A 23154-nucleotide genomic window follows, 5' to 3' on the forward strand; every position below is an offset into this window, starting at 1 on the left:
CGTCAGGGCCGCCTTGAAGACGTACAGAAAGTTTGAACCACATCGCCGGCAGCCGGCTGCCCGACTCCGCTTGATGCGCTACACGGTGGCTTCACTTGATGGGTAACACTCGGCGAGCAATACGCTGGATGCCATGTAGGTTCTTCCGGTGGCTTGGACGTACACCCCCCGAGTTCCGTCCGAAACCGCCGCCCCTGAGGCTGCGTTCGGCTGGGGTCCCCTCGCCGCCTTCCACTACTTCCTCGCCGCCGAGGAGGGCATCGACCTGCCACAGATGCACGACTTCGGCGGCTATCGACCGTGGGACTCCGTCGAGACACCGATGCGCCTGCTCTTCGACCTGGACTACATCAATGGCGACCACCCCACGTCTAGCTACCCCGTCGTCGCAACGCGTCTTCGGCAGATACACGGGCGATGGTCGACAGGGACCTTCGCCTGCGACTCGCCGAGGTTCGACGGCTGGCGGGAGCACCTCACCGTGAGGGTGAAGCAACTTGCCCACGTAGTCGATGAGTGCATCCGCATCGACACTCGCATCGCCGTCCGCTGAATCGTCTAGCCGGACGTGTCACCCAACATCTGACACCAATCCGTCACGCATCAAGTAAAGCCCGACATCGCCGGCAGCCGGCCGCCCCGGTCGTCGGTGACTGGACACGGGATGGTGCGCGGGACGGGTCGCTCCGTACCCTGGCGGGATGGCCGACCTCGTCGATACCGCTCGGGAAGTTGCGCGACATCTGTTGGAGACGCCGTTGCCTCGTCGATGGAGTCACGTCCAGGCGGTGGCCGCCAAGGCGGACAGGATCAGCGCGGCGGTCCCAGCCGGAGATCGGGCGGTGCTCGTGGCTTCGGCGTGGCTGCGTGATGTGGGCTACAGCCCCGATCTGGTCGACACCGGCTTTCACTCCCTCGACGGTGGGCGTTGGTTGCGCCGTGAGCGGTTCGACGAGCGGATTGCGGCCCTGGTGGCTCATCACTCCTGCGCGTGGCTGGAAGCGGAGGAACGTGGGCTCGGTGACGTCCTGGCCGCCGAGTTCCCTCGGGAAGAGACGCCGGTAACTGACGCGCTCTGCTTCTCGGACATGACGACTGGGCCGGATGGCCAGGACTTCGAGGTGTTAGAGCGGCTGGCGGAGATCCGGTCGCGGTACGGGCCGGAGCACCTGGTGACCCGGTTCATCGGTCGGGCGGAACCGGAGATGGTCGCTGCCGTGCGGCGGACTCAGGAACAGCTCACCGGCGGTGTTCGTCAGCCGATGTAGGGCTCGGGGCGTTCCTCGTAGCCGTGGGTGATGCGAAGCAGGGTCGACGGGTGAATGTCGAGCGCGGCCAGCTCGTCGCGGGCAACCCACCGCACCTCGTGTGACTCGTCGCTCGGGGTCGGGATGCCGCTGACCGGTACGGCGCGGAAGCAGAGCGAGAACTGTTGCCGTATTTCGCCGTCTGAGTACTCGATGACGTGACCGGGGTCGGAGTAGACGCCGACCATCCCGGCCACCTCGACACTGATGCCGGTCTCCTCGCGGGTCTCCCGGACTGCCGTCCGCCCGGACGATGTCGACCCCTCTCGACGACTGCTCCACGTCGTCCGCCAGATCAAGATCGTGCGGGGAAACCTGGTGTTCGCCCCGCCCAAGGGCGGCAAGCTGCGGGAGGTCCCGCTACCCGACGCCGTTGCGGCCCGCCTGCGCGAGCACGCCAAGGACATCGACCCCGTGCCGGTCACCCTGCCGTGGGGCACCCCCGCCGGCGAACCCCGGACGGTCACGGTCTACCTCAGCACCGCCAACGGCGACCCGCTCAGCCGCCCGTCGTTCAACGCCAACGTCTGGAAGCCGGCCATCCGGGCGGCCAGCGTCGAGGACACCCGACAGAACGGCATGCACGTGCTTCGGCACACGTACGCCTCCGTCCTGCTCGACGCGGGCGAGAACATCAAGGCCCTGTCGCTGTACCTCGGCCACGCGGACCCGGGCTTCACCCTGCGGGTCTACACCCACCTGCTGCCGACCAGTGAGGACCGCACCCGCCGGGCGATTGACGCCGCCTTCGGGCACGGCCTGACCGACCCCGACGGCCTGGCGACGGCCTAGACAGCCGCCGGGGCAGCGTTTGCGCAGCTCAGGCAGGGTGACGGCGTCACTTGGCGTTGAAGTAGTTCGCCTCCGGGTGGTGCACCACGATCGCGTCGGTCGCCTGCTCCGGCACCAGCTGGAACTCCTCCGAGAGCTGCACCCCGATCCGATCCGCGCCCAGCAGGTCCACGATCTTCGCCCGGTCCTCCAGGTCCGGACAGGCCGGGTAGCCGAACGCGAACCGGCAGCCCCGGTAGTCGGTGCGCAGCAGGCCCGCCAGGTCCCCCGGGTCGTCGTCGGCCACCGTACGACCGCCCGGCAGCGTCAGCTCGGCCCGGACCCGCCGGTGCCAGTACTCCGCCAGCGCCTCCGTGAGCTGCACCGACAGGCCGTGCACCTCCAGGTAGTCGCGGTACTCGTTGCCGGCGAACATCTTCGCCGTGTACTCGCTGATCGGCTGCCCCACGGTCACCAACTGCAACGCCACCACGTCGAGCTGGTCGCCCTTGGGCCGGAAGAAGTCCGCCAGGCACAACCGCCGCTCCTGGCGCTGCCTCGGGAACGAGAACCGGGCCCGCTCGGCATGCCCGTTCTCGTCCAGCACCACCAGGTCGTTGCCCTCCGAGTACGCCGGGAAGTACCCGTACACCACCGCCGCCTCGAGGACCTTGTCGGCGGTCAGCCGGTCCAGCCAGTACCGCAGCCGCGGCCGGCCCTCGGTCTCCACCAGCTCCTCGTACGACGGGCCCTTGCCGCCCCGGGCGCCCCGCAGCCCCCACTGCCCCAGGAACGTCGCCCGCTCGTCCAGCAGCGCCGCGTACTCCGCCAGCGGCAGGCCCTTCACCACCCGGGTGCCGAAGAACGGCGGCCTCGGCACCTCCACGTCGCGCGCCACGTCGGAACGCACCGACGCGTCGTCCAGCTCCGGCAGCGCCTCGGTCACCATCGCCCGCTGCCGCTCCCGGCGCTCCCGACGCGCCGCCAGGGCCGCCTCCCGCTCCGGGTCCACCACCGGCGCCCCGCCCCGCTTCGCCGTCATCACCCGGTCCATCAGGGACAGCCCCTCGAACGCGTCCCGGGCGTAGTGCACCTGGCCCGGGAACACCGCCCGCAGGTCGTCCTCCACGTACGCCCGGGTCAACGCCGCCCCGCCGAGCAGCACCGGCCACCGCTCGGCCACCCCGCGCTCGGCCATCTCGGCCAGGTTCTCCTTCATGATCACCGTGCTCTTCACCAGCAGCCCGGACATCCCGATCGCGTCGGCCCGGTGCTGCTCCGCCGCGTCGAGGATCGCGGTGATCGGCTGCTTGATGCCGATGTTGACGACCTCGTAGCCGTTGTTGGACAGGATGATGTCGACCAGGTTCTTGCCGATGTCGTGCACGTCGCCCTTGACCGTGGCCAGCACGATCCGACCCTTGCCGCCGTCGTCGGCCTTCTCCATGTGCGGCTCCAGGTACGCCACCGCGGTCTTCATCACCTCGGCCGACTGGAGCACGAACGGCAGCTGCATCTGGCCCGAGCCGAACAGCTCGCCGACCACCTTCATCCCGTCCAGCAGCAGGTCGTTGATGATCGACAACGCGGACCGGCCCTCGGCCATCGCCGTGTCGAGGTCGGCCTCCAGGCCGTTGCGCTCGCCGTCGATGATCCGCCGCTTGAGACGCTCCTCCAGCGGCAGCGCCGCCAACTCCTCCGCCCGGGTGGCCCGCGCCGAGGAGGCGTCCACCCCCTCGAAGACCTCGATGAACCGCTGCACCGGGTCGAAGCCCTCACGGCGCCGGTCGTAGACCAGGTCCAGCGCGATTTCGCGCTGCTCGTCCGGAATCTTCGACATCGGCAGGATCTTGCTGGCGTGCACGATCGCCGAGGTCAGGCCGGCCTGCACGCACTCGTGCAGGAACACCGAGTTGAGCACCTGCCGGGCCGCCGGATTCAGCCCGAACGACACGTTCGAGATGCCCAGGGTGAAGTTCACCCCCGGCCAGCGGCGGGCGATCTCCCGGATCGCCTCGATGGTCTCGATGCCGTCGCGCCGGGTCTCCTCCTGGCCGGTGGCGATCGGGAAGGTCAGCGCGTCGATCAGGATGTCGGCCCGGCGCAGCCCCCACCGCCCGGTCAGGTCCTCGATCAGCCGCTGCGCGACCCGCACCTTCCACTCGGCGGTGCGGGCCTGTCCCTCCTCGTCGATGAGCAGCGCCACCACCGCCGCACCGTGCTCGGCGATGATCGGCATCACCCGGGCGTAGCGGGAGCCCGGCCCGTCGCCGTCCTCGAAGTTGACCGAGTTGACCACGCACCGGCCGCCGAGCATCTCCAGCCCGGCCTCGACCACCTGCGGCTCCGTCGAGTCGAGCATGATCGGCAGCGTAGACGCGGTCGCGAACCGGCCGGCCAGCTCCCGCATGTCCACCGTGCCGTCGCGGCCCACGTAGTCCACGCACAGGTCCAGCAGGTGCGAACCGTCCCGGGCCTGGCTGCGGGCGATCTCCACGCACGCCTGCCAGTCCCCGGCCAGCATCGCCTCCCGGAACGCCTTCGACCCGTTGGCGTTGGTCCGCTCCCCCACCATCAGCACGCTCGCGTCCTGCGCGAACGGCACGTGGTGGTAGATCGAGGAGACGCCGGCGTCGGCCTGCGGCTGCCGCGGACCCGGCCGCGCGCCGTGCAGCCGCTCGGCGACCACCCGGATGTGCTCCGGCGTCGTCCCGCAGCAGCCGCCGATCAGCGAGACGCCGTACTCGACGACGAACCGCTCCAGCGCGTCGGCCAACTCCACCGGGGTCAGCGGGTAGACCGCCCCGTCGGCGGCGAGCTGCGGAAGGCCGGCGTTCGGCATCACCGACAGCGGCACCCGGGCGTGCTGGGACAAGTAGCGCAGGTGCTCGCTCATCTCCGCCGGCCCGGTCGCGCAGTTCAGCCCGATCAGGTCGATGCCCAGCGGCTCCAGTGCGGTCAGCGCCGCGCCGATCTCGCTGCCGAGCAACATCGTGCCGGTGGTCTCCACGGTGACGTGGCAGATCAGCGGCACCGTCCGCCCCGCCGCCGCCATCGCCCGGTGCGACCCGACCACCGCCGCCTTCACCTGGAGCAGATCCTGGCAGGTCTCCACGATCAGCGCGTCCGCGCCGCCGTCGATCAGGCCGGCCGCGTTCTCCTGGTACGCGTCGCGCAGCGTCGCGTACGCGGTGTGCCCGAGGGTGGGCAGCTTCGTGCCGGGGCCGATCGAGCCGAGCACGAACCGGGGCCGGTCCGGGGTGCTCCACGCGTCGGCGGCCTCCCGGGCGATCCGCGCGCCGGCCTCCGCCAGCTCCCGGATCCGGTGCGAGATGTCGTACTCGCCCAGGTTGGCCAGGTTGGCGCCGAAGGTGTTCGTCTCGACGCAGTCCGCCCCGGCGGCCAGGTACGCCTCGTGCACACCCCGGACCACGTCCGGGCGGGTCACGTTGAGGATCTCGTTGCACCCCTCGTGGCCCTCGAAGTCGTCCAGGGTCAGGTCGGCCGCCTGGAGCATCGTCCCCATCGCGCCGTCGGCGACGAGGATCCGGTCTGACAACACATCCAGCAACGAAGTCCGCACGGATTCAGGGTAGTGCGAGGACCCCTGGCCGGGTCACCGCCCACTCGCGCTCCCACATTGTGTCGGCCGGATCACCCCGTTGGGCGGGGGCCGGGAGCACCGCCTCGTCCCGTCCGGCCGTTCCGGCGGGGACGGGCCGGACGGGCTCGGCCGCGACGCCGGGGCCGGACGGCGCGGCCGGCGGGCCGCATCACGCGCCGACACGTAGGCTGACGGACGTGAAGGACAACAGGGACGCCACCGTGCCCGGCGGGCGGGCGACAGGGCCGTCGCCCGCGGCCACCCCCGACGAACAGGGTGAGGTGACGGCATGACCGAGTTCGACGGACTGCCGGTACTGCGGTCCCCCGTGGCCATCGCCGCCTTCGAGGGCTGGAACGACGCCGCCGACGCGTCGACCGCCGCGGTCGAGCACCTGGAGCAGGTCTGGGAGGCGCGGCAGGTCACCGAACTGGACCCGGAGGACTTCTACGACTTCCAGGTCAGCCGGCCGACGATCACGATGGCCGACGGCGAGACCCGCCGGGTCGAGTGGCCCACCACCCGGTTCATGGTGGCCAGCCCCGAGGGCACCGAACGGGACGTGGTGCTGATCCGGGGCATCGAGCCGAGCATGCGCTGGCGCACGTTCTGCGAGCAGGTGCTGGAGATCTGTCACAGCCTGGAGGTCGAACGGGTGGTGCTGCTCGGTGCGCTGCTGGCCGACGTGCCGTACACCCGGCCGCTGCCGATCAGCGGCAGCGCCTCGGACGCGGAGGCCGCCCGGCGTTACCAGCTCACCCCCACCCGCTACGACGGCCCGACCGGGATCGTCGGCGTGCTGCACGACGCCTGCACCCGGGCCGAGGTCGACGCGGTCTCGTTCTGGGTGCACGTGCCGCACTACGCCAACAACCCGCCCTGCCCCAAGGCCACCCTGGCCCTGCTACACCGGGTCGAGGAGGTGCTCGACCTGCCGGTGCCGATGGCCGACCTGGCCGAGGAGGCCGCCGAGTGGGAGCAGCGGGTGCGCAGCGCCGCCGAGCAGGACGCCGAACTCGGCGAGTACGTCCGCGAGCTGGAGGAACGCGTCGGCGACGCGGGCATCACCCCGCTGACCGGTGACGAGATCGCCCAGGAGTTCGAGAAGTACCTGCGCCGGCGCGGCGGCTCGGCCGGCCCCACCGCCGGCTCCTGGTAGTCGCCCGCGCCGCTCGCCGAGGGCCCCGGATCGCCGCGATCCGGGGCCTCACGCGTGTCCGGGGTGGCGCGATCACGCGTCGTACGGCATCCTAGGAACCTAGCTGTCATTTGAGGAGGCGGGCATGCAGATCAACCCCGGCGCGGCCGAGTTCCCGCACCGGCAGATCGCCGCGCAGCTCAAGGCCCAGGTGCGCCGCGGCGACTGGGGCCCCGGCGAGCGGCTGCCGTCCATCCCGGCCATCGCCGAGATGTTCGGCGTCGCGAAGCAGACCGCGCAGCGCGCCGTCGACCAGCTACGGGTCGAGGGCATCCTGATCACCAAGCCCGGCTCCGGTACGTACGTCCGGGGCACCCGGCGCCGGCTCAACCGCCTCGCCCGGGGCCGGTACGGCGGCTTCCGCGGCTACCACACGGACCTGGCCGCCCGATACCGCCAGCAGCTCGTCTCGGTCGGCCGGGCCCCAGCCCCGCCCGAGGTGGCCGACGCGTTCGGCGTCGCCGACGGCACCGAGTTGCTGTGCCGCCGGCACCTGGTCCGCACCGAGGACTCCCCCGTCGAGGTGGGCGCCTCCTGGTTCCTCCCGGCGGACACCGCCGGCACCTCCCTGGAGCGGGGCGAGGCGTTCGGCCGCCCCCTCTACCAGGAGGCGGAGGAGGCCACCGGCCGGCGGTACGTCACCGCCACCGACACCATCACCGCCCGCCAGCCCAGCCGGGAGGAGGCGGAGACGCTCCAGATCCGCCCCGACACCCCGGTGCTGCACCTGCTGCACGTCGCCTACGACGACCGGCGCAAGCCCATCGAGGTGGCCCAGGCCACCTGGCCAGGCCCGATGACCACGCTCACCGAGGAGTACCAGGTCCCCGCCCCGGCCCCGGACCCCGACCCGGACCCCGGCCTCGTCCTGGGCTGAGCCGGCCCCCGTCGATCATGGAGCCGTGGCGGCCGGAACGCCCCCTTCGCGCCCTTCGCCGGGCACCACGCCTCCATGATCGGCGGGTGGGGTGGGCGGGTGGGGTGGGGGTGGGGCTAGAGGTGGAGGCCCAGGAGGGCGTCCAGGGTGGCGGCGAACAGGGGCGGGGCCTCCCGGTCCGTGCCCTCGCCGGCGAGGGCCCGCTCGGCCCAGGCGTCGGCGACCGCGATCGCGCCGGGGGTGTCGAGGTCGTCGGCGAGCCGGGCGCGTACCGCGGCCAGCAGCTCGACCCCGGACGGGCCGGCGGTGGCGGCGGCGGCCCGACGCCACCGGGCCAGGCGCTCGTGCGCGGCGGCCAGCAGCTCGTCGGTCCAGGTGCGGTCGGCGCGGTAGTGCCCGGCCATCAGCCCGAGCCGGACCGCCACCGGGTCCACCCGGTCGGCGCGCAGCCGGGAGACGAAGACCAGGTTCCCCTTGGACTTCGACATCTTCTCGCCGTCCAGGCCGATCATGCCGGCGTGCACGTAGTGGTTGGCGAACGGCGACCGCCCGGTCAGCCGCTCCGCGTGCGCGGCGGAGCACTCGTGGTGCGGGAAGATCAGGTCGTTCCCGCCGCCCTGCACGTCGATGGTCTCGCCCAGCAGGTTCAGCGCGATCACCGCGCACTCGATGTGCCAGCCCGGGCGGCCCGGGCCGAGGTCGCCGCCGGGCCAGGACGGCTCGCCCTCGCGGGCCCCCCGCCACAGCAGCGGGTCCAGCGGGTCCCGCTTGCCCGCCCGGTCCGGATCGCCACCGCGCTCGGGGAAGATCTCCAGCATCTCCGGCCGGGACAGGTTCGACTCGTAGCCGAACGCCGGGACGGCGGTGACGTCGAAGTAGACGTCGCCGGTGCCGTCGTCGAGCCGGTACGCCGCGCCGTCCTTGAGCAGGAGGAGGACCTTGTCGGCGATGTCCGGGATCGACTCCACCGCGCCGACGTAGTGCGCCGGCGGGATGATCCGCAGCGCCTCCATGTCCTCCCGGAACAACGCGGTCTCCCGCATCGCCAGGACCTTCCAGTCCTCGCCGTCGCGCTCGGCCCGCTCCAGCAACGGATCGTCGATGTCGGTGACGTTCTGCACGTACCGCACCGTCAGGCCGGAGTCCCGCCACACCCGCTGCACCAGATCGAAGGTGATCATGGTGGCGGCGTGGCCCAGGTGGGTGGCGTCGTACGGGGTGATGCCGCAGACGTACATGGTGGCGGTGCCGTCGGGTCGACTGGGATGGACACCGCGCCGCGCCGAGTCGAACAACATCAGGGGGCCGCCCCTGCCGGGCAGCCGTGGCACCTCATGCCCCACCCAAGACTCCATGACCGTCAGCCTAACGAGCCACCCGGCGCACCGGAGCCGCCCCATGGGTGATCAACATGACAGCCTCTCGCCTCGGCCCGGCCGCCGGTCCACCGTCACATGGGTGGCCAGGGCATCGCCGGCCAGTCCTCCGGCGGCTGCGGGAAGTGGCCGGCGTCGCGCAGCCGGCCCACCCGGGCGGCGACCTGCGCGATCTCGCGGATCGTCAGGTGCTCGCCGAGTTCCTCGCCGAGGGCGCCGGCGAGCTGGTCGGCGAGGTCGGCGAGCATCTCCAGCGCGTCCGGCGGCAGCCCCCGGCCGGCCCAGCCCCACAGCACGGTGCGCAGCTTCTCCTCCACGTGGAAGCTCACCCCGTGGTCGACGCCGTAGATCCGGTCGTCCGGGCCGACCAGCACGTGGCCCCCCTTGCGGTCGGCATTGTTGATCACCGCGTCGAGCACGGCCAGCCGGGCCAGGCGCGGGTCGTCGGCGTGCGCCAGGGCGTACGGGGTGCCGTCGTCGTCCCGGGCCGCCGCGATCGGGAACCAGCGCGGCGGCACCGTCCCGGCGGGCACGAACCCGACCAGCGGCTCGGCGTCGGACGGCTCGTCGATCCACAGCTGACAGGAGCCCGGGCCGAACGGGCCGTCCCGCAGCACCGTCGGCGGCACCAGGTCCCAGCCGGTGGCCCGGGAGACCAGGTACGCCGAGACCTCCCGCCCGGCGAGGGTGCCGTCGGGGAAGTCCCACAACGGCCGCTCGCCCCGCACCGGCTTGTAGACGCAACGCGCGCTCATCCCGTCGAGGGTGAGCGCGCCGAGCAGGGTGGCGTTCGAGGCGTCGACCAGCCGGCCCTCGACGGTCAGTTCACCGTCTCGCAGCAACCGCAGGGTCGCCGCGCCGTCCTGGCGGGGTTGGAGTTCGGACGACGTCACCGGTGATAACCGTTGTGCCGCGGGCACAGGTGCCCGGCGGGGTCCAGCGGCTGCCCACAGAGCGGACAGGGCGGGCGACCGGCGTTGACCACCCGGCGGGCCCGCTCGATGAACTCGCGGGTCGCCTCCGGGGTCAACCGGACGCGCAGCCGGTCGAGGTCCTCGTCCGGCTCCTCGTCGTCGGCCTCCTCCTCGTCGTCTTCCTCGGGGCCGCCGAGCTCGACCTCGGCCTCCCCCTCACCGGCGGCGATCGCCTCGATCACCACGGTGGCGGTGTCGACGTCGAAGGCCAGCCCGAGGGTGCCGACCCGGAACTCCTCGTCGACCGGCGTGTCCAGCGGGTCGTTGTCGCCCACGGAGGCCGGCGGCTCGGGCAGTTGCACACCGAAGCGGCGCTGCGCCTCGGTCAGCAACTCCTCCAGCTTCTCGGCGAGCAGCGACACCTGGACCTTCTCCAGCGCGACGCTGACCAGCCGGCCACCGCCGCGCGCCTGCAGGAAGAACGTGCGCTCCCCGGGCGCCCCGACCGTCCCGGCGACGAACCGCTCCGGCGGCTCGAAGGCGTGCACCTGGTGGGTCATACCCACGACCCTATCCGGCCCGCCACGGCGTCGCGCACCCCACCGACCGTGAAACGCGCCCGCGCGCACCCGCGCGCGTACCGTGAGGTCCGCCCCGGTCCGGCGGGGCCCGCCGGGCGCCTCACCGCGCCGCCCCGGCTCCCCCGCCCACGGCGGCGTCGGAGTCCGTCGACTTCGCCGCCCGCCGCCGCTTGCGCGGCGGCGGCACCAGCGCGGCCAGGTCACCACCGGTGTCGTTGAGCCGCACCAGGAACGGCCGCAGCGGCGTGTACCGGATCGCCGTCACCGACGCCGGGTCCGCGACGATGCGCTGGAAGAGATCCAGGTGTACGCCCAGCGCGTCCGCCACGATGGCCTTGATCACATCGCCGTGGCTGCATGCCAGCCAGACCGCCTCGGGACCGTGCTCGGCGGTGATCCGCGCGTCCCAGGTGCGTACCGCCGCGACCGCCCGCGCCGCCATCGCGGCCATCGACTCGCCCCCGGGGAAGATGGCGGCGCTCGGGTGCTGCTGGACCACCGGCCAGAGCGGCTCCTTGGCCAGCTTCTTCAGCGGCTGCCCCTCCCAGCTGCCGTACCCGCACTCGATCAGCCCCTCGTCCACGGTCGGGCTGGCCTGCGGGAGCGCGAGTTCCAGGGTCTGCCGGCAGCGGATCAGCGGGCTGGTCACCACCGCGGCGAGGGGCAGCCCGCGCAGCCGCTCGCCCACCGCCGTGGCCTGGGCCCGTCCGGTGTCGTCCAGTTCGACGGGCTGCCGGCCGGCGAGGCCGCCGTCGGCGTTGGCGGTGGTGCGGCCGTGCCGCAGGAGGAGAAGAGTCGCCACACCGCCCAGCCTATGTCGAGGTTGCGCTCCCCCACGGCCACCGGCCCCACCCCCGGGCGGCGGTGATCAAAAGGACGGGGGTGGGGTGGGGGGACGTGCTAGGTGGCGGAGAGGGTGCCGGTCATCAGGAGGGCGAGGACCAGGGTGCCCAGGGCGACCCGGTACAGCACGAAGACGTACAGGGTGTGGTGGGCGACGTAGCGCAACAGCCAGGCGATGGCGGCGTAACCGATGGCGAAGGCGATCAGCGTGGCGACCACCAACTGCGCCCCGCTCGGCGCGGCGGTGCCGGGCGCGGACGGTTCGAACACGTCGCCGAGGCTGAACACCCCGGACATCACCACGGCGGGGATGGCCAGCAGGAACGAGTACCGCGCCGCCGTCTCCCGGGTGAGGTTGAGCAGCAGTCCGGCCGTGAGCGTGCCGCCGGAGCGGGACACCCCGGGGATCAGCGCCATCGCCTGGGCGAAGCCCATCACGATGCCGTCGCGCATCCGGAAGTTCTCCAGGGTGCGGGCCTGCCGGCCCCAGTACTCGGCGAAGGCGAGCACGAAGGCGAAGACGATCAGGGTGGTGGCGACCAGCCACAGGTTCCGGCCGGCGGTCTTGATCTGGTCCTTGAACAGGAAGCCGAAGGCCCCGATCGGGACGGAGCCGACGATCACGTACCAGCCCATCCGGTAGTCGAGGCTGCTGCGTACCGAGCGGTCGACAATGCCGACCAGCCAGACCCGGGTGATTCGCCAGATGTCCTTGGCGAAGTAGATCAGCACGGCCGCCTCGGTGCCGAGCTGGGTGACGGCGGTGAACGAGGCTCCGGCGTCGCGGCCGAAGAAGATGGCCGAGGTGATCCGCAGGTGCCCCGACGAGCTGACCGGCAGGAACTCGGTCAGGCCCTGGACGACGCCCAGGACGATGGCTTCGATCCAGGTCACTCGCCGACTCCGGCAAGGTCCAGTGCCTCGGCGACGGTGCGCAGGGTCTGCACGCCGCTGTCCCGGTCGGCCACGAAGAGGGTCACCGACAGGGTGGTGACGCCGGCGGCGGCGTACTCGCCCAGCCGCTCGGCGATGCGCTCCTTGGGCCCGAGCAGCGAGGTGCGGTCGATGAACTCCGTCGGCACCGCGGCGGCGGCGTCGCGCTGCCGCTTGGCCAGGTAGAGGTCCTGCACCTCGCGGGCGGCGTCGCCGTAGCCCATCCGGGTGGCGAGCTGGTTGTAGAAGTTCTGCTGCCGGCTGCCCATGCCGCCGACGTAGAGGGCGGCGTAGAAACGGACCAGCTCAGCGCAGGAGGCGACGTCGTCGCCGATGACCACCGGGACCGAGGGAACGACGTCGAAGCCGGCCAGCTCCTTGCCGGCCTTCGCCCGGCCGGCCCGCACGGCGGCGAGCTGCTCTTCGGCGTACTCGGGGGCGTAGAAGACGGCCAGCCAGCCGTCGGCGATCTCGCCGGCCAGCTCCAGGTTCTTCGGACCGACGGCGGCGAGGTAGATCGGGACCTGCTCGCGGGGCGGGTGGAAGCCGAGCCGCAGCGCCTTGCCCGGGCCGTCGGGCAGCGGCAGCGGGTAGAACTCGCCGTCGTACGCGACCGGCTTGCGGGCGACGGCGAGCTTGACGATGTCGACGTACTCCCGGGTGCGGGCGAGGGGCTTGGCGAAGCGCACGCCGTGCCAGCCCTCGGAGACCTGCGGCCCGGAGACGCCCAGGCCGAGCCGGAACCGGCCACCGGAGAGCGCGTCGATGGTCGCCGCCGTCATGGCGGTCATCGCCGGGGTGCGGGCGGGGATCTGCATCACCGCGCTGCCCACGTCGATCCGTTCCGTCTGCCCGGCGATCCAGGCCAGCATGCTCGGCGAGTCGGAGCCGTATGCCTCTGCGGCCCACACCACCGAGTAGCCGAGCCGGTCCGCCTCCTGGGCGAGCGCCAGGTGGTCGGCGGGTGTGCTCCACGCCGTCTGGTAACCGAGGCTGAGCCCGAGTCGCACTGGTCCTCCCCCATCCGCAGCACAGGTCGCATCAGGTTACGCAATGCCGGCGGCGGAGCCGATCACCGGCTCACCCGGAACGTCTCAACCGGGGCGAACCGGCCGGTGGGGTGGGAATCCCGCCGACCGAAGGGGCTGGCAGGAACTTGACGGGAGCGAGGATATCGGTGGCGGCGGGTTCGAAATAAGGTTCACCCATGCAACAGCGACCGCTCGGCCGAAGCGGGCTGGCGGTTTCCCGGCTCGCGCTCGGCACCATGACCTGGGGCCGGGACACCGACGCCGACGACGCGGCCGCCCAACTGAAGAGCTTCCTCGACGCGGGCGGCAACCTGGTGGACACCGCCGACGTGTACGGCGACGGGGACGCGGAGGCGGTGATCGGGTCGCTGCTGGGCGGCCTGGTCCCCCGCGACGAGCTGCTGATCGCGACGAAGGCGGGGCTACGGCCGGGCAGCGCCCGGCGCCGGGACAACTCCCGGGGCCACCTGCTGCGCACGCTGGACGCCTCGCTGCGCCGGCTCGGCACGGACCACGTCGACCTGTGGCAGGTGCACGGGTACGACCCGGACACCCCGCTGGAGGAGACCCTGGCGGCACTCGACCACGCGGTGGCCAGCGGCCGGGTCCGCTACGTCGGGGTGTCGAACTTCTCCGGTTGGCAGACCGCGCGGGCGGCGGCGTGGCAGGCGGCCTGGCCGGGGCGGGCCCCGGTGGTGGCCGCCCAGGTGGAGTACTCGCTGCTGGAGCGGGGGGTGGAGCGGGAGGTGCTGCCGGCCTGCGCGGCGCTGGGCCTGGGGATGCTGCCCTGGTCGCCGCTGGGTCGGGGGGTGCTCACCGGCAAGTACCGGCACGGCCGGCCGGCGGACTCGCGGGCCGCGTCGGCGCACTTCGAGCCGTTCGTGGCGACCTACCTGGAGCCGCGCTGCTCCAGCATCGTGGAGGCGGTGGCCACGGCGGCCGGCGGGCTGGGGGTGTCGCCGCTGGAGGTGGCGCTGGCCTGGATCCGGGACCGGCCCGGGGTGACGGCCCCGATCCTCGGCGCCCGGACGGTCGGGCAGCTCCTCGGCGCGCTCCAGGTGGAGCGGATGGCCCTGCCCGACGAGATCGTGGTCGCGCTCGACGACGTGTCGGCGGTGCCGGTGGGCTACCCCGAGCGGGACGGCTGACCCCGACCGCCGCGCAGGTCGGGGCGGAGGCGGCGGTCACCTGGGGAAGGGTGGCGAACGGCCGGCGGGCTGGGCAGCATGGTACTCATGGACTACGAATACGCGCCGCTACGGTTGCCCTCGAACGTCGACCGGTTGACCGCCGCGGCGCAGCTGGCGATCCAGGCGGAGTTCTCGGGCTGGGAGCTGGCCCGGGTGCGGCTGTACCGGGACGGCACGCGGCAGGTCGTGCTGCGCCGCCGCCGGGTCAACCAGCCCCAGCCGGGCCTGTCGTACTGAACGCCGGGTCGCCGCCGGGCGACCGCGGTGCGGCGCTGCCCCGGGGCGCGGGCGGGTGCTCGGGCCCTGGGGCAAACACGGTGCGGCGGCGCCGCCCCGGGGCGCGAGCGGAAGCTCGGGCCCTGGGGCAAACACGGTGCGGCGGCGCCGCCCCGGGGCGCGAGCGGAAGCTCGGGCCCCGGGGCGGCCACGGCCTAGTGGCGGTGCCCCGCGTGGTCGTGCTCCTCGTCGTCGAGGTCGAGGAACGGGTGCTCGTCGAGGCGGCCCACGAGACGGTCGTCGGCGGCGGGCTGGAACGGGCCCACCGGGTCGTCGTCGTCGAACGACTCCAGGTCGACCGGGGTGCCGACCTCGCTGACCATCACCACGCCGTCGAGCGGTTCCAGTTCCGGGACGTCCAGCGCGCTGAGCGAGCCGTCGCCGCTCTGGAGCAGCTCCAGCACCGCCTCGCCGACCCCCTCGACGGGTGCCGGCTCGTCGTCCTCGGGGGTGCCCTCGCGGCGGGCCGCCTCGGCGACCCGGATCAGCGCGGCGACGCTGGGCACCCGGTAGTCGCGGCGCTGGCGCACCGAGATGACCCGGGGGTGCGGGTCGGTGGCCTCGACCCCCTCGACGGCACCGAAACGCTCGTCGGCCTCGTCGGGGTCGATGGACTCCACGTCCCAGGGGGTGACCTCGCCGAACGCGTCGAGCAACTGCTCGTCGTACGCGAACGAGGCGTTGTTCAGCGCGACGTACGCCTGCCAGACGTTGTCGTCGTCGATGCGGCCCTGGGCGGACCGGACGGCGGCCAGGTGCGCGCGGGCGGCGTCGATCACCCGCTCCAGGGCGGCGTCCAGCTCACCGTGCTGGTCGGTCATGTGCGTTCCCTTCGCGATGGGGGATGTTCCGCGCCGGACGGTAGGGCAACGGACACGGTCAGCAACTCCGGAGGAACCGGTCGAGAACCCGCACGCCGAACTGTAGTCCGTCCACCGGAACCCGCTCGTCGATGCCGTGGAACAGGGCGGAGAAGTTGAGGTCGGCGGGCAGCCGCAACGGCGCGAAGCCGAAGCAGCGGATGCCGAGCTGGGAGAATGCCTTGGCGTCGGTGCCGCCGGAGAGCATGTACGGCACCGGCCGGGCGCCCGGGTCCTCCGCGCGCAGGGCCACGGACATGGCGTCGACCAGGTCGCCGTCGAAGGTGGTCTCCAGGGCGGGCTGGCGCTGGATGTACTCGATCGCGATGTCCGGGCCGACCAGCTCGCGTAGCTGCTGCTCCAGCAGCTCGGACTGGCCCGGCAGGCTGCGGCAGTCGATGGTGGCGGTGGCCCGGCCGGGGATGACGTTGTCCTTGTAGCCGGCGGCGAGCCGGGTCGGGTTGGCGGTGTTGCGGATCGTCGCGCCGATGATGTTGGCGATCGGGCCGAGCTTGGCGATGGCGGCCTCCGGGTCCTCCGGGTCCAGCTCGACGCCGAGCAGGTCGGAGACCTCCTCCAGGAACGCCCGCACGGTGTCGGTGACGACCACCGGGAAGCGGTGCCGGCCGATGCGGGCCACCGCCTCGGCGAGGGCGGTGACCGCGTTGTCGTCGTGCACCATCGAGCCGTGGCCGGGCCGGCCCTTGGCGTGCAGCCGCAGCCAGTCGATGCCCTTCTCGGCCGTCTCGATCAGGTAGAGCCGCTGGGACTCGTCGACCGAGTACGAGAAGCCGCCGACCTCGCCGATCGCCTCCGTGCAGCCGTCGAAGAGGTCGCGGTGGTGCTGGGTGAGGAAGTGCGCGCCGTAGTCGCCGCCGGCCTCCTCGTCGGCGGTGAACGCCAGCACGATGTCGCGGGCCGGCCGGACGCCGGTGCGCTGCCAGTGCCGCACCACGGTCAGCACCATGGCGTCGAAGTCCTTCATGTCGATCGCGCCCCGGCCCCACAGGTAGCCGTCGCGGACCTCCCCGGAGAACGGGTGCACCGACCACTCGTCGGGGTCGGCGGGCACGACGTCGAGGTGGCCGTGCACGAGCAGCGCGTCCCGGCCGGGGTCGGTGCCGGGGATGCGGGCGACGAGGTTGGCCCGGCCCGGGGCGGACTCGTGGAGCACCGCGTCGACGCCGACCTCGGCCAGCTTCTCCGCGACGTACTCGGCCGCGGCGCGCTCCCCGACGCTGGTGGCGTTGTCCCCGGTGTTCGTGGTGTCGATGCGCAGCAGGTCGCGGCAGAGGCCGACGACCTCGTCGGCGGGGTCGGGTCGGGCGGAAGCGGGGTCGCTGGTCATCGGTTCTTCATACCAGCCGCCACCGTCGGGCAGGTCGCCCGGCCGGCACCCCGTTTCGCGCGGGCGCGCGCCGGGTACCGCCGGTCGCGTCCCGCACCGCCCACCGGGCCGTGCCCGCCGCACCCCGCCGGCGGTCGCGCCCGCCACCGAGGAGGGCACCATGACCGTCCCCCTGCCCCCGTTGCCGCCCGTGCCCGAGCAGCAGGGATACCGGCCCGGCGGACGCAGCCTGGTCGACATCGTCGACCAGGAGCACCGGCAGCTGCTGGACCTGGCCGACCGCGTCGGTGACCCGGATTCGGCGCCCGGCGACCTGGTCCAGGTGCTCACCGCCGCGGTCTCCCGGCACCTGTCGGCGGAGGAGCAGTACCTGTTCCCCGCCGTGCGGGCCGCCCTGCCGCAGGCCGGCGAGCAGGTCGACCGGGAGCTTGCGGCGGCCGGCGCGCTGCTGACCGCCCTGAAGGCGCTGACCGGTTCGGCCGATCCCGCGCTGGCCGACGTGGCCGAGCGGGTGCGCCGGCACGCCGCCCGGGTCACCGAGCTGGTCACCCCGCTGCGCGAGGTGGCCACCGACGCGGAGCTGATCCGACTGGGCAACCGGTGGGAGATCGCCGAGGAGGCGGCGCCGAGCCGGCCGCACCCGGGCACCCCGGCGACGCCGCCGTGGAACCGCATCGTCGAACCGGCGATGGGCCTGGTGGACAAGGTCCGCGACGCGGTGACCCGCAGGCCGACGTACCCGGCGGATCTGGAGCCGGGGACGGGCCGGTCGGAGGCCGCGCCGGAGGCGCGGCGACCGCCGGCCTGACCGATTACCGGGCGGGCCAGACCGGATATCGGTCAACTCCGATGCACCCAGGGCCTTCCGTCGATCCCCGGGTGGCCATACCGTCACCCTATGAATCTGGAGCTGCGACACCTGCGGGTGGTCTGCGCCATCGCGGAGACGGGGAGCGTGACCAAGGCGGCATCCACGCTCGGCCTGGCCCAGCCGGCGCTCACCGCCCAGCTCCAACGCATCGAGCGGGCCCTCGGCGGCCCGCTGTTCGAACGGGACCGGCGGGGCTCCCGGCCCACCGCCCTCGGCGAGCTGGTGCTGTCCCGGGCCCGGGTCCTGCTGCCGGCCATGCAGGGCCTACAGGACGAGGCGGCCCGGCTGGCCGGCGCCGGCCCGACGCCCGCCCGGTACCGGTTCGGCGGGGTGAACAGCCCGATCCTCGGCCGGCTGGTGCACCGGCTCGCCGCCGAGCACCCCCAGGCCCAGATCACCACGTACGCCTCCTGGTCCGCCGACGAGCTGGCCCAGCTCGTCGGCGGTGGCCGGCTGGACTACGCCCTGGTCGGGGTCTGCGGCGACTCGCTGCCGCCGGCCGGGAACGGGCTGACCTGGCGGGAGGTGGCGATGGAGCCGGTGCAGGTGCTGCTGCCCGAGGGGCATCCGGTAACCGAGCGGGACGAGGTTCGCCTGGTGGACCTGCGCGGGGAGCAGTGGGTCGCGGCCCCCGGCGACGGCTGCTTCGGCGACTGCTTCGCCGCCGCCTGCGCCCGCGACGGCTTCACCCCCAGCAAGATGTACGAGGCCGACGTGCGCGGCTGCATCGACCTGGTGGAGACCGGCGCGGCGGTGGCGCTGTGCCAGGCCACCTTCCGTGCCGTTCCCGGGCTGGTGACCCGCCGGCTGGCCGGGACGCCGCTGCGCTGGCGGCTCATGCTGGGCTGGCACCCGGACTCGTCCGAGGTGGGCTTCGCCGGCGAGGTGCTGGACGCGGCGGTGTCGGCGTACACCGACTCGCTCGCCGCGCACCCGGACTACCTGGCCTGGCTGCTGCGGCACCCGGAGTTCGGGGTGCGCCGACCCGCCCCGGCCGGGCCGGTGCCCGGCGGGACGGGTTCCGGGGTGCGAACCGCCTGACGGTGGGTAACTGGGCGGCATGACCGATCTCTACCCCACCGCCGACGACCGGGAGACGCTGCGGGAGGCCGCCGCCGCGCACACCGCCGCCTCCCGGGACGTGGAGGCGTTCCTGCGCCGGCTGCCCCAGGTCCCCGACCCCGCCGACATCACCGAGTACGCCACCCTGCTCAGCCGGGAGGAACGGGCGCGCGGCGAGCGCCAGGCCGCCGCGGACGTCGCCGGGTTGCAGATCGGCAGCATGGAGTCGGAGTGACCGTCGCCCACCCCGGTCCCCGGGTGCGGCCCGCACGCGGGGACCGCTGACCGACGGGCCCGGTCCGGCGAACGGCGCGGGCGGGCCGCAGGAGGTCGGTGAGCGGCCGACGCGGGCCCGGCCGGCGGCGTCAGCGTTCCACGAGGACGTCGTGGCCGAGGTCGAGCAGCGAGTGCCGCCACTCGTCGTCGCTGTTGCCGCCCTTCGGGCGGGCCGCCGTCAGCGCCCGGATCCGGTCGATGGCGTCCCGCATCACCTCGATGTCCTCCGGGGTCAGGTCGACCTTGCGCTTGCGCAGCACGGCGAGGATCTGCCGGCCCGGCTCGGGCAGGTCGAGGGCCGGGTCCGGCCCGAACGACTCCTCGCCGGAGCCTCGGGTCAGCAGCCAGCTACGCAGTTGCTCGGAGGTGACGTTCACCTCGGCGTGGAAGTCCTCCCAGAGCACCTCGACCTCGGGATCGAGTCGCGCCTCGCGTGCCATCACGCCTCCTCTGCGGGCGGCGGCCCGGACGGTTCCGGTTCGCCGGTGTGGGAATGCAGGCCCTCCGGCGGCACCCGCACCCGGGCGGGGTTGGCCGTCGGCGGGGCCAGGATCGGTTCGGTCCGGGCCGCGTCGGGTGGGTTCTCCTCGCCGCTCTCCTCGGGTTCGGTCATCTCCGCACCCCGCCGGCTCACCGCGGGTGGGACGTGGTGGCCGCGGAGTAGTCCCGGTCGCCGGCGGCCACCTCGAAGGCGAGCGCGTCGTCGCGGACGTCCACGGTCACCCGCTGTCCCGGCGAGATCGCGTGCTCCAGCAGCATCCGCGACAGCCGGTTGTCCACCTCGCGCTGGATCACCCGCCGCAGCGGGCGGGCGCCGAACTCCGGCTGGTAGCCGTGCTCGGCGATCCAGTCGATCCCGGCGACGGTGAAGTCCACCCCGATGTCCTGGGCGTGCAGCCGGCGCCGGGTATCCTCCAGCAGCAGCTCGGTGATCTGGCGTAGCTGCTGCTGCTCCAGCCGGCGGAAGATGATCACCTCGTCGACCCGGTTGAGGAACTCCGGCCGGAAGTTCTCCTGGAGCCGGCGCATCAGCCGCTCGCGCAGTTCTTCGTTCTCCCCCTCCGCGCCGGCAGCGCCGGCGCCGAAACCGACCGCGCGCTGGCTGCCGGTGATCAGCTCCGAGCCCAGGTTGCTGGTCATGATCAGGACGGTGTTCTTGAAGTTGACCGTCCGGCCCTGGCTGTCGGTGAGCCGGCCGTCGTCGAGCACCTGGAGCAGGACGTTGAACACGTCGGGGTGGGCCTTCTCGATCTCGTCGAGCAGCACCACCGCGTACGGGCGGCGGCGCACCGCCTCGGTGAGCTGGCCGGCCTCCTCGTACCCGACGTAGCCGGGGGGCGCGCCGACCAGCCGGGCGACGGTGTGCCGCTCCTGGAACTCGCTCATGTCCAGCCGCACCATCCGGTCGGCCTCGCCGAACAGCGCCTCGGCCAGGGCCCGGGCCAGCTCGGTCTTGCCGACGCCGGTGGGGCCGAGGAACAGGAAGCTGCCCATCGGCCGGTTCGGGTCGGCCAACCCGGTCCGCGAGCGGCGCACCGCCTCGGCGACCGCGCCGACCGCGTCGTCCTGGCCGACCACCTTCTCGTGCAGGTGCCCCTCCAGCCGCAGCAGCCGGTCCCGCTCCTCCTCGGTGAGCTGGGCGATCGGGATGCCGGTGGCCCGGGAGACCACCTCGGCGATCTCCTCCGGACCGACGGCCGGCACCTGGGAGCCGCTGCCGTCGTCGCCCTTGGCCCGGCCGATCTGCGCCTCCAGGTCGGCGAGCTGGTCGCGCAGGGCGGAGGCCCGCTCGTACTGCTCGTCGGCGACCGCCTGCTCCTTGTCCCGGCGTACCTCGTCGAGCCGCTGCTCCAGCTCCCGCACGTCGGAGGCGGGGGTCCGGGTGCGCAGCCGGACCCGGGCGCCGGCCTGGTCGATCAGGTCGATCGCCTTGTCCGGCAGGTACCGGTCGGTGACGTACCGGTCGGACAGCTCGGCGGCGGCGACCAGCGCCTCGTCGGTGAACCGGACCTGGTGGTGGGCCTCGTAGCGGTCCCGCAGGCCGCGCAGGATGGCCACGGTGTCCTCCACGGTGGGCTCGGGCACCAGCACGGGCTGGAACCGGCGGGCCAGCGCGGCGTCCTTCTCGATGCTGCGCCGGTGCTCGTCCAGCGTGGTCGCGCCGATCACCCGCAGCTCGCCGCGGGCCAGCGCCGGCTTGAGCATGTTGGACGCGTCCATGCCGCCCTCGCTGCCCGCCCCGCCGGCGCCGACCAGGGTGTGGATCTCGTCCAGGAAGATGATCAACTCGTCGCGGTGGGCGCGGATCTCGTCGATGACCTTCTTCAGCCGCTCCTCGAAGTCGCCGCGGTATCGGGTGCCGGCCACCAGCCCGGCGAGGTCGAGCTGCACCACCCGCTTGCCGAGCAGGGTCTGCGGCACGTCGCCGTCGCAGATCCGCTCGGCCAGCCCCTCCACGATCGCGGTCTTGCCGACGCCCGCCTCGCCGATCAGCACCGGGTTGTTCTTGGTCCGCCGGGAAAGGATCTCCACCGCCTGTTCGATCTCGTCGGAGCGCCCGATCACCGGGTCGATCTGGTCGTTGCGGGCCAGCTCGGTGAGGTCCTGGCCGTACTGGTCGAGGGTCGGGGTGCCCCGGTCGGGTCTCGGACCGGTCATCGGGCCACGCTCGGCGCTGGCCGCCTGGAGCGACTCGGGCTGGATCCGGCCGGCGGCGAGCATCCGGCCGGCCGGCGACTCCGGGTTCAGCGGCAACGCCATCAGGATGTGCTCGGGGCCGATGTAGTTGGCGCCCATCGCGCGGGAGAGCTGGTGGGCGTCGAGCAGCGCCCGCTTGGCTGCCGGGGTCAGCGACAGGTTCGGCGGCACCTCGCCCCGGGGTGCGCCGTCGCCACGCCCGCCCAGGGCGTTGACCAGGGCGTCGGGGTCGGCGCCGGCCCGCCGGACCAGGTCGCGCAGCGGCTCCCGCTGCAACGCCGCCCAGAGCAGGTGGTCGGTGTCCAGGTCGTTGCTGTGCCGCTGGGCCGCCCGGCGGGCCGCGTCGGCGAGCATCTCCCGCGCGTCGGCGGTCATCAGCCGGGTGATGTCGACCCGGTGCGCCGGCCGGCGTCCCCCCTCGCCCCGGCCGAAGTACCGGGCCAGGAACTCGTCCCACGGGTCGGAGCCGAAGTCGCCGGGTCCCATCATGTCTTTGCCTCCCGCGGTCGGGCACGCTCGCCGGTGCAGTCTCCGCCGGCACGGACGGCGGTGGCTACCCGGCGACCGGCGCGACAAACGCCCCCGGATGGCAGGCTGGACCCATGGATGCGAGGCCGCTGCTGATCGTGGACGCCGCCAACGTCGTGGGGTCCCGCCCCGACGGCTGGTGGCGGGACCGGGCCGGGGCCGCGGCCCGGCTGCGCGACGCCCTGGCCCCGGTGGCCGACGGCGGGCTGCCGCCGCTGCTGCCCGGGCCCGCCGAGGTGGTGCTGGTGGTGGAGGGCGCGGCGCGGGGGGTGCCGGCGGTGCCCGGGGTCCGGGTGGTGGCCGCGCCGGGCTCCGGCGACGACGCCATCGTGGAGCTGGTCGGCGCCACCGCGAACCGCCGACGGCTGGTGGTCACCGCCGACCGGGAGCTGCGCGGCCGGGTGGGCGTCCTCGGGGCGGAGGTGCGGGGCCCGCGCTGGCTGCGCGGCGGGTCCTAGCGGGCCGCGACTGCGGCGGCAGCCCCGCCGCCAGTCCGATTGACGGGACCGAACGACCCACGGACGGGACCACCGCCGCGCCGCCGGGCGGACTTCCCGCACGTCAGGACGGTGAGCGGACAGGCATACGGCAACACCGACAGGGCGGATGTT

At 73.3% G+C, this 23154-nt stretch carries 24 protein-coding genes; 11 read left to right on the forward strand and 13 right to left on the reverse strand.

Annotation, left to right across the window (positions count from 1 at the left end):
• Positions 1-148: 148 nt before the first annotated feature.
• Positions 149-553: a hypothetical protein gene (locus C5N14_RS09385; RefSeq protein WP_117667539.1), complete on the forward strand. Its 405-nt coding sequence runs from the start codon at positions 149-151 to the stop codon at positions 551-553.
• 148 nt (positions 554-701) lie between these two features.
• Complete coding sequence (locus C5N14_RS09390) at positions 702-1268, forward strand: phosphohydrolase (RefSeq protein ID WP_117667541.1); 567 nt, start codon at positions 702-704, stop codon at positions 1266-1268.
• On the opposite strand, the gene C5N14_RS32985 is transcribed toward C5N14_RS09390, so the two are convergent.
• On the reverse strand, positions 1256-1606 hold the full coding sequence (locus tag C5N14_RS32985) for an NUDIX hydrolase (protein ID WP_371685819.1): 351 nt from the start codon (positions 1604-1606) through the stop codon (positions 1256-1258). The two genes, C5N14_RS09390 and C5N14_RS32985, sit on opposite strands and share 13 nt — an antisense overlap.
• Between C5N14_RS32985 and C5N14_RS09400 the strand changes: the two genes are divergently transcribed.
• Positions 1515-2099, forward strand: a complete 585-nt coding sequence (locus tag C5N14_RS09400) for a tyrosine-type recombinase/integrase (protein ID WP_117667543.1) — start codon at positions 1515-1517, stop codon at positions 2097-2099. The genes C5N14_RS32985 and C5N14_RS09400 overlap by 92 nt on opposite strands.
• Before the next feature lie 46 nt (positions 2100-2145).
• Here the strand turns inward: C5N14_RS09400 and metH are convergent, their stop codons facing one another.
• Positions 2146-5661, reverse strand: a complete 3516-nt coding sequence (gene metH / locus C5N14_RS09405) for a methionine synthase (protein WP_207892669.1) — start codon at positions 5659-5661, stop codon at positions 2146-2148.
• Between the two features lie 310 nt (positions 5662-5971).
• On the opposite strand from metH, the gene C5N14_RS09410 reads away from it, so the two are divergent.
• Both C5N14_RS09410 and C5N14_RS09415 read left to right on the forward strand, forming a co-directional pair.
• Positions 5972-6841 (forward strand): PAC2 family protein, encoded by an 870-nt coding sequence (locus C5N14_RS09410; protein WP_117667546.1) that lies wholly within the window; start codon positions 5972-5974, stop codon positions 6839-6841.
• 124 nt (positions 6842-6965) lie between these two features.
• Positions 6966-7757, forward strand: a complete 792-nt coding sequence (locus C5N14_RS09415) for a GntR family transcriptional regulator (RefSeq protein ID WP_117667547.1) — start codon at positions 6966-6968, stop codon at positions 7755-7757.
• A gap of 116 nt (positions 7758-7873) precedes the next feature.
• On the opposite strand, the gene mshC is transcribed toward C5N14_RS09415, so the two are convergent.
• From mshC to C5N14_RS09445, 6 genes are all read right to left on the reverse strand, one after another.
• Positions 7874-9112, reverse strand: coding sequence for a cysteine--1-D-myo-inosityl 2-amino-2-deoxy-alpha-D-glucopyranoside ligase (mshC, locus tag C5N14_RS09420; RefSeq protein ID WP_117667548.1), 1239 nt, complete (start codon positions 9110-9112; stop codon positions 7874-7876).
• 95 nt (positions 9113-9207) lie between these two features.
• Positions 9208-10026: an SCO1664 family protein gene (locus C5N14_RS09425; protein WP_117667549.1), complete on the reverse strand. Its 819-nt coding sequence runs from the start codon at positions 10024-10026 to the stop codon at positions 9208-9210.
• Complete coding sequence (locus C5N14_RS09430) at positions 10023-10607, reverse strand: DUF3090 domain-containing protein (protein WP_117667550.1); 585 nt, start codon at positions 10605-10607, stop codon at positions 10023-10025. The genes C5N14_RS09425 and C5N14_RS09430 overlap by 4 nt, the downstream gene beginning before the upstream one ends.
• Positions 10608-10728: 121 nt before the next feature.
• A complete protein-coding gene (locus C5N14_RS09435; protein WP_117667551.1) occupies positions 10729-11439 on the reverse strand; it encodes a histidine phosphatase family protein in 711 nt (236 codons plus the stop codon).
• 89 nt (positions 11440-11528) lie between these two features.
• The gene (locus C5N14_RS09440; protein ID WP_117667552.1) at positions 11529-12365 is read right to left on the reverse strand and encodes an undecaprenyl-diphosphate phosphatase; all 837 of its coding nucleotides are present in this window, start codon (positions 12363-12365) and stop codon (positions 11529-11531) included.
• Positions 12362-13414 carry an LLM class F420-dependent oxidoreductase gene (locus C5N14_RS09445; RefSeq protein WP_117667553.1) on the reverse strand — a complete coding sequence of 351 codons (1053 nt, stop codon included), beginning with the start codon at positions 13412-13414 and terminating at the stop codon, positions 12362-12364. The genes C5N14_RS09440 and C5N14_RS09445 overlap by 4 nt, the downstream gene beginning before the upstream one ends.
• 197 nt (positions 13415-13611) lie before the next feature.
• Here C5N14_RS09445 and C5N14_RS09450 point away from each other — a divergent pair, with 197 nt between their 5' ends.
• Both C5N14_RS09450 and C5N14_RS09455 read left to right on the forward strand, forming a co-directional pair.
• Positions 13612-14583: an aldo/keto reductase gene (locus C5N14_RS09450; protein ID WP_117667554.1), complete on the forward strand. Its 972-nt coding sequence runs from the start codon at positions 13612-13614 to the stop codon at positions 14581-14583.
• 87 nt (positions 14584-14670) lie between these two features.
• Entirely contained in the window at positions 14671-14862 is a 192-nt protein-coding gene (locus C5N14_RS09455) for a DUF5703 family protein (protein WP_036378156.1), read from the forward strand.
• 194 nt (positions 14863-15056) lie between these two features.
• Here C5N14_RS09455 and C5N14_RS09460 read toward each other — a convergent pair whose 3' ends face one another.
• Both C5N14_RS09460 and C5N14_RS09465 read right to left on the reverse strand, forming a co-directional pair.
• Complete coding sequence (locus C5N14_RS09460; RefSeq protein ID WP_117667555.1) at positions 15057-15722, reverse strand: hypothetical protein; 666 nt, start codon at positions 15720-15722, stop codon at positions 15057-15059.
• Between the two features lie 58 nt (positions 15723-15780).
• On the reverse strand, positions 15781-17109 hold the full coding sequence (locus C5N14_RS09465) for a M20/M25/M40 family metallo-hydrolase (RefSeq protein WP_117667556.1): 1329 nt from the start codon (positions 17107-17109) through the stop codon (positions 15781-15783).
• 160 nt (positions 17110-17269) lie between these two features.
• On the opposite strand from C5N14_RS09465, the gene C5N14_RS09470 reads away from it, so the two are divergent.
• From C5N14_RS09470 to C5N14_RS09480, 3 genes are all read left to right on the forward strand, one after another.
• Positions 17270-17917: a hemerythrin domain-containing protein gene (locus C5N14_RS09470; RefSeq protein WP_117667557.1), complete on the forward strand. Its 648-nt coding sequence runs from the start codon at positions 17270-17272 to the stop codon at positions 17915-17917.
• A gap of 90 nt (positions 17918-18007) precedes the next feature.
• The gene (locus C5N14_RS09475) at positions 18008-19021 is read left to right on the forward strand and encodes a LysR family transcriptional regulator (RefSeq protein ID WP_117667558.1); all 1014 of its coding nucleotides are present in this window, start codon (positions 18008-18010) and stop codon (positions 19019-19021) included.
• 19 nt (positions 19022-19040) lie between these two features.
• The gene (locus C5N14_RS09480; protein WP_117667560.1) at positions 19041-19277 is read left to right on the forward strand and encodes a hypothetical protein; all 237 of its coding nucleotides are present in this window, start codon (positions 19041-19043) and stop codon (positions 19275-19277) included.
• 130 nt (positions 19278-19407) lie between these two features.
• Here C5N14_RS09480 and C5N14_RS09485 read toward each other — a convergent pair whose 3' ends face one another.
• From C5N14_RS09485 to C5N14_RS09495, 3 genes are read right to left on the reverse strand one after another with little or no spacing between them, the layout of a single operon-like run.
• Positions 19408-19758, reverse strand: a complete 351-nt coding sequence (locus tag C5N14_RS09485) for a DUF3140 domain-containing protein (protein ID WP_117667562.1) — start codon at positions 19756-19758, stop codon at positions 19408-19410.
• The gene (locus C5N14_RS32055; protein ID WP_165878062.1) at positions 19758-19931 is read right to left on the reverse strand and encodes a hypothetical protein; all 174 of its coding nucleotides are present in this window, start codon (positions 19929-19931) and stop codon (positions 19758-19760) included. The genes C5N14_RS09485 and C5N14_RS32055 overlap by 1 nt, the downstream gene beginning before the upstream one ends.
• 17 nt (positions 19932-19948) lie before the next feature.
• Positions 19949-22504, reverse strand: a complete 2556-nt coding sequence (locus tag C5N14_RS09495; RefSeq protein WP_117667566.1) for an ATP-dependent Clp protease ATP-binding subunit — start codon at positions 22502-22504, stop codon at positions 19949-19951.
• Between the two features lie 113 nt (positions 22505-22617).
• On the opposite strand from C5N14_RS09495, the gene C5N14_RS09500 reads away from it, so the two are divergent.
• A complete protein-coding gene (locus C5N14_RS09500) occupies positions 22618-23001 on the forward strand; it encodes a hypothetical protein (protein ID WP_117667568.1) in 384 nt (127 codons plus the stop codon).
• Positions 23002-23154 lie beyond the last annotated feature (153 nt).

It is taken from the genome of Micromonospora sp. MW-13 (genome assembly GCF_003434305.1).
In the GTDB taxonomy this organism is placed as follows: Bacteria; Actinomycetota; Actinomycetes; order Mycobacteriales; family Micromonosporaceae; genus Micromonospora.

What these genes read in the sequence shown, in the direction of transcription:
- C5N14_RS09390 (WP_117667541.1), top strand. Translation starts at nt 702, where the DNA reads ATGGCCGACCTCGTCGATACCGCTCGGGAAGTTGCGCGACATCTGTTG.
- C5N14_RS09400 (WP_117667543.1), top strand. Translation starts at nt 1,515, where the DNA reads ATGCCGGTCTCCTCGCGGGTCTCCCGGACTGCCGTCCGCCCGGACGAT.
- C5N14_RS09410 (WP_117667546.1), top strand. Translation starts at nt 5,972, where the DNA reads ATGACCGAGTTCGACGGACTGCCGGTACTGCGGTCCCCCGTGGCCATC.
- C5N14_RS09415 (WP_117667547.1), top strand. Translation starts at nt 6,966, where the DNA reads ATGCAGATCAACCCCGGCGCGGCCGAGTTCCCGCACCGGCAGATCGCC.
- mshC (WP_117667548.1), bottom strand. Translation starts at nt 9,112, where the DNA reads ATGGAGTCTTGGGTGGGGCATGAGGTGCCACGGCTGCCCGGCAGGGGC.
- C5N14_RS09430 (WP_117667550.1), bottom strand. Translation starts at nt 10,607, where the DNA reads ATGACCCACCAGGTGCACGCCTTCGAGCCGCCGGAGCGGTTCGTCGCC.
- C5N14_RS09450 (WP_117667554.1), top strand. Translation starts at nt 13,612, where the DNA reads ATGCAACAGCGACCGCTCGGCCGAAGCGGGCTGGCGGTTTCCCGGCTC.
- C5N14_RS09455 (WP_036378156.1), top strand. Translation starts at nt 14,671, where the DNA reads ATGGACTACGAATACGCGCCGCTACGGTTGCCCTCGAACGTCGACCGG.
- C5N14_RS09460 (WP_117667555.1), bottom strand. Translation starts at nt 15,722, where the DNA reads ATGACCGACCAGCACGGTGAGCTGGACGCCGCCCTGGAGCGGGTGATC.
- C5N14_RS09465 (WP_117667556.1), bottom strand. Translation starts at nt 17,109, where the DNA reads ATGACCAGCGACCCCGCTTCCGCCCGACCCGACCCCGCCGACGAGGTC.
- C5N14_RS09470 (WP_117667557.1), top strand. Translation starts at nt 17,270, where the DNA reads ATGACCGTCCCCCTGCCCCCGTTGCCGCCCGTGCCCGAGCAGCAGGGA.
- C5N14_RS09475 (WP_117667558.1), top strand. Translation starts at nt 18,008, where the DNA reads ATGAATCTGGAGCTGCGACACCTGCGGGTGGTCTGCGCCATCGCGGAG.
- C5N14_RS09480 (WP_117667560.1), top strand. Translation starts at nt 19,041, where the DNA reads ATGACCGATCTCTACCCCACCGCCGACGACCGGGAGACGCTGCGGGAG.
- C5N14_RS09485 (WP_117667562.1), bottom strand. Translation starts at nt 19,758, where the DNA reads ATGGCACGCGAGGCGCGACTCGATCCCGAGGTCGAGGTGCTCTGGGAG.
- C5N14_RS32055 (WP_165878062.1), bottom strand. Translation starts at nt 19,931, where the DNA reads ATGACCGAACCCGAGGAGAGCGGCGAGGAGAACCCACCCGACGCGGCC.
- C5N14_RS09495 (WP_117667566.1), bottom strand. Translation starts at nt 22,504, where the DNA reads ATGATGGGACCCGGCGACTTCGGCTCCGACCCGTGGGACGAGTTCCTG.
- C5N14_RS09500 (WP_117667568.1), top strand. Translation starts at nt 22,618, where the DNA reads ATGGATGCGAGGCCGCTGCTGATCGTGGACGCCGCCAACGTCGTGGGG.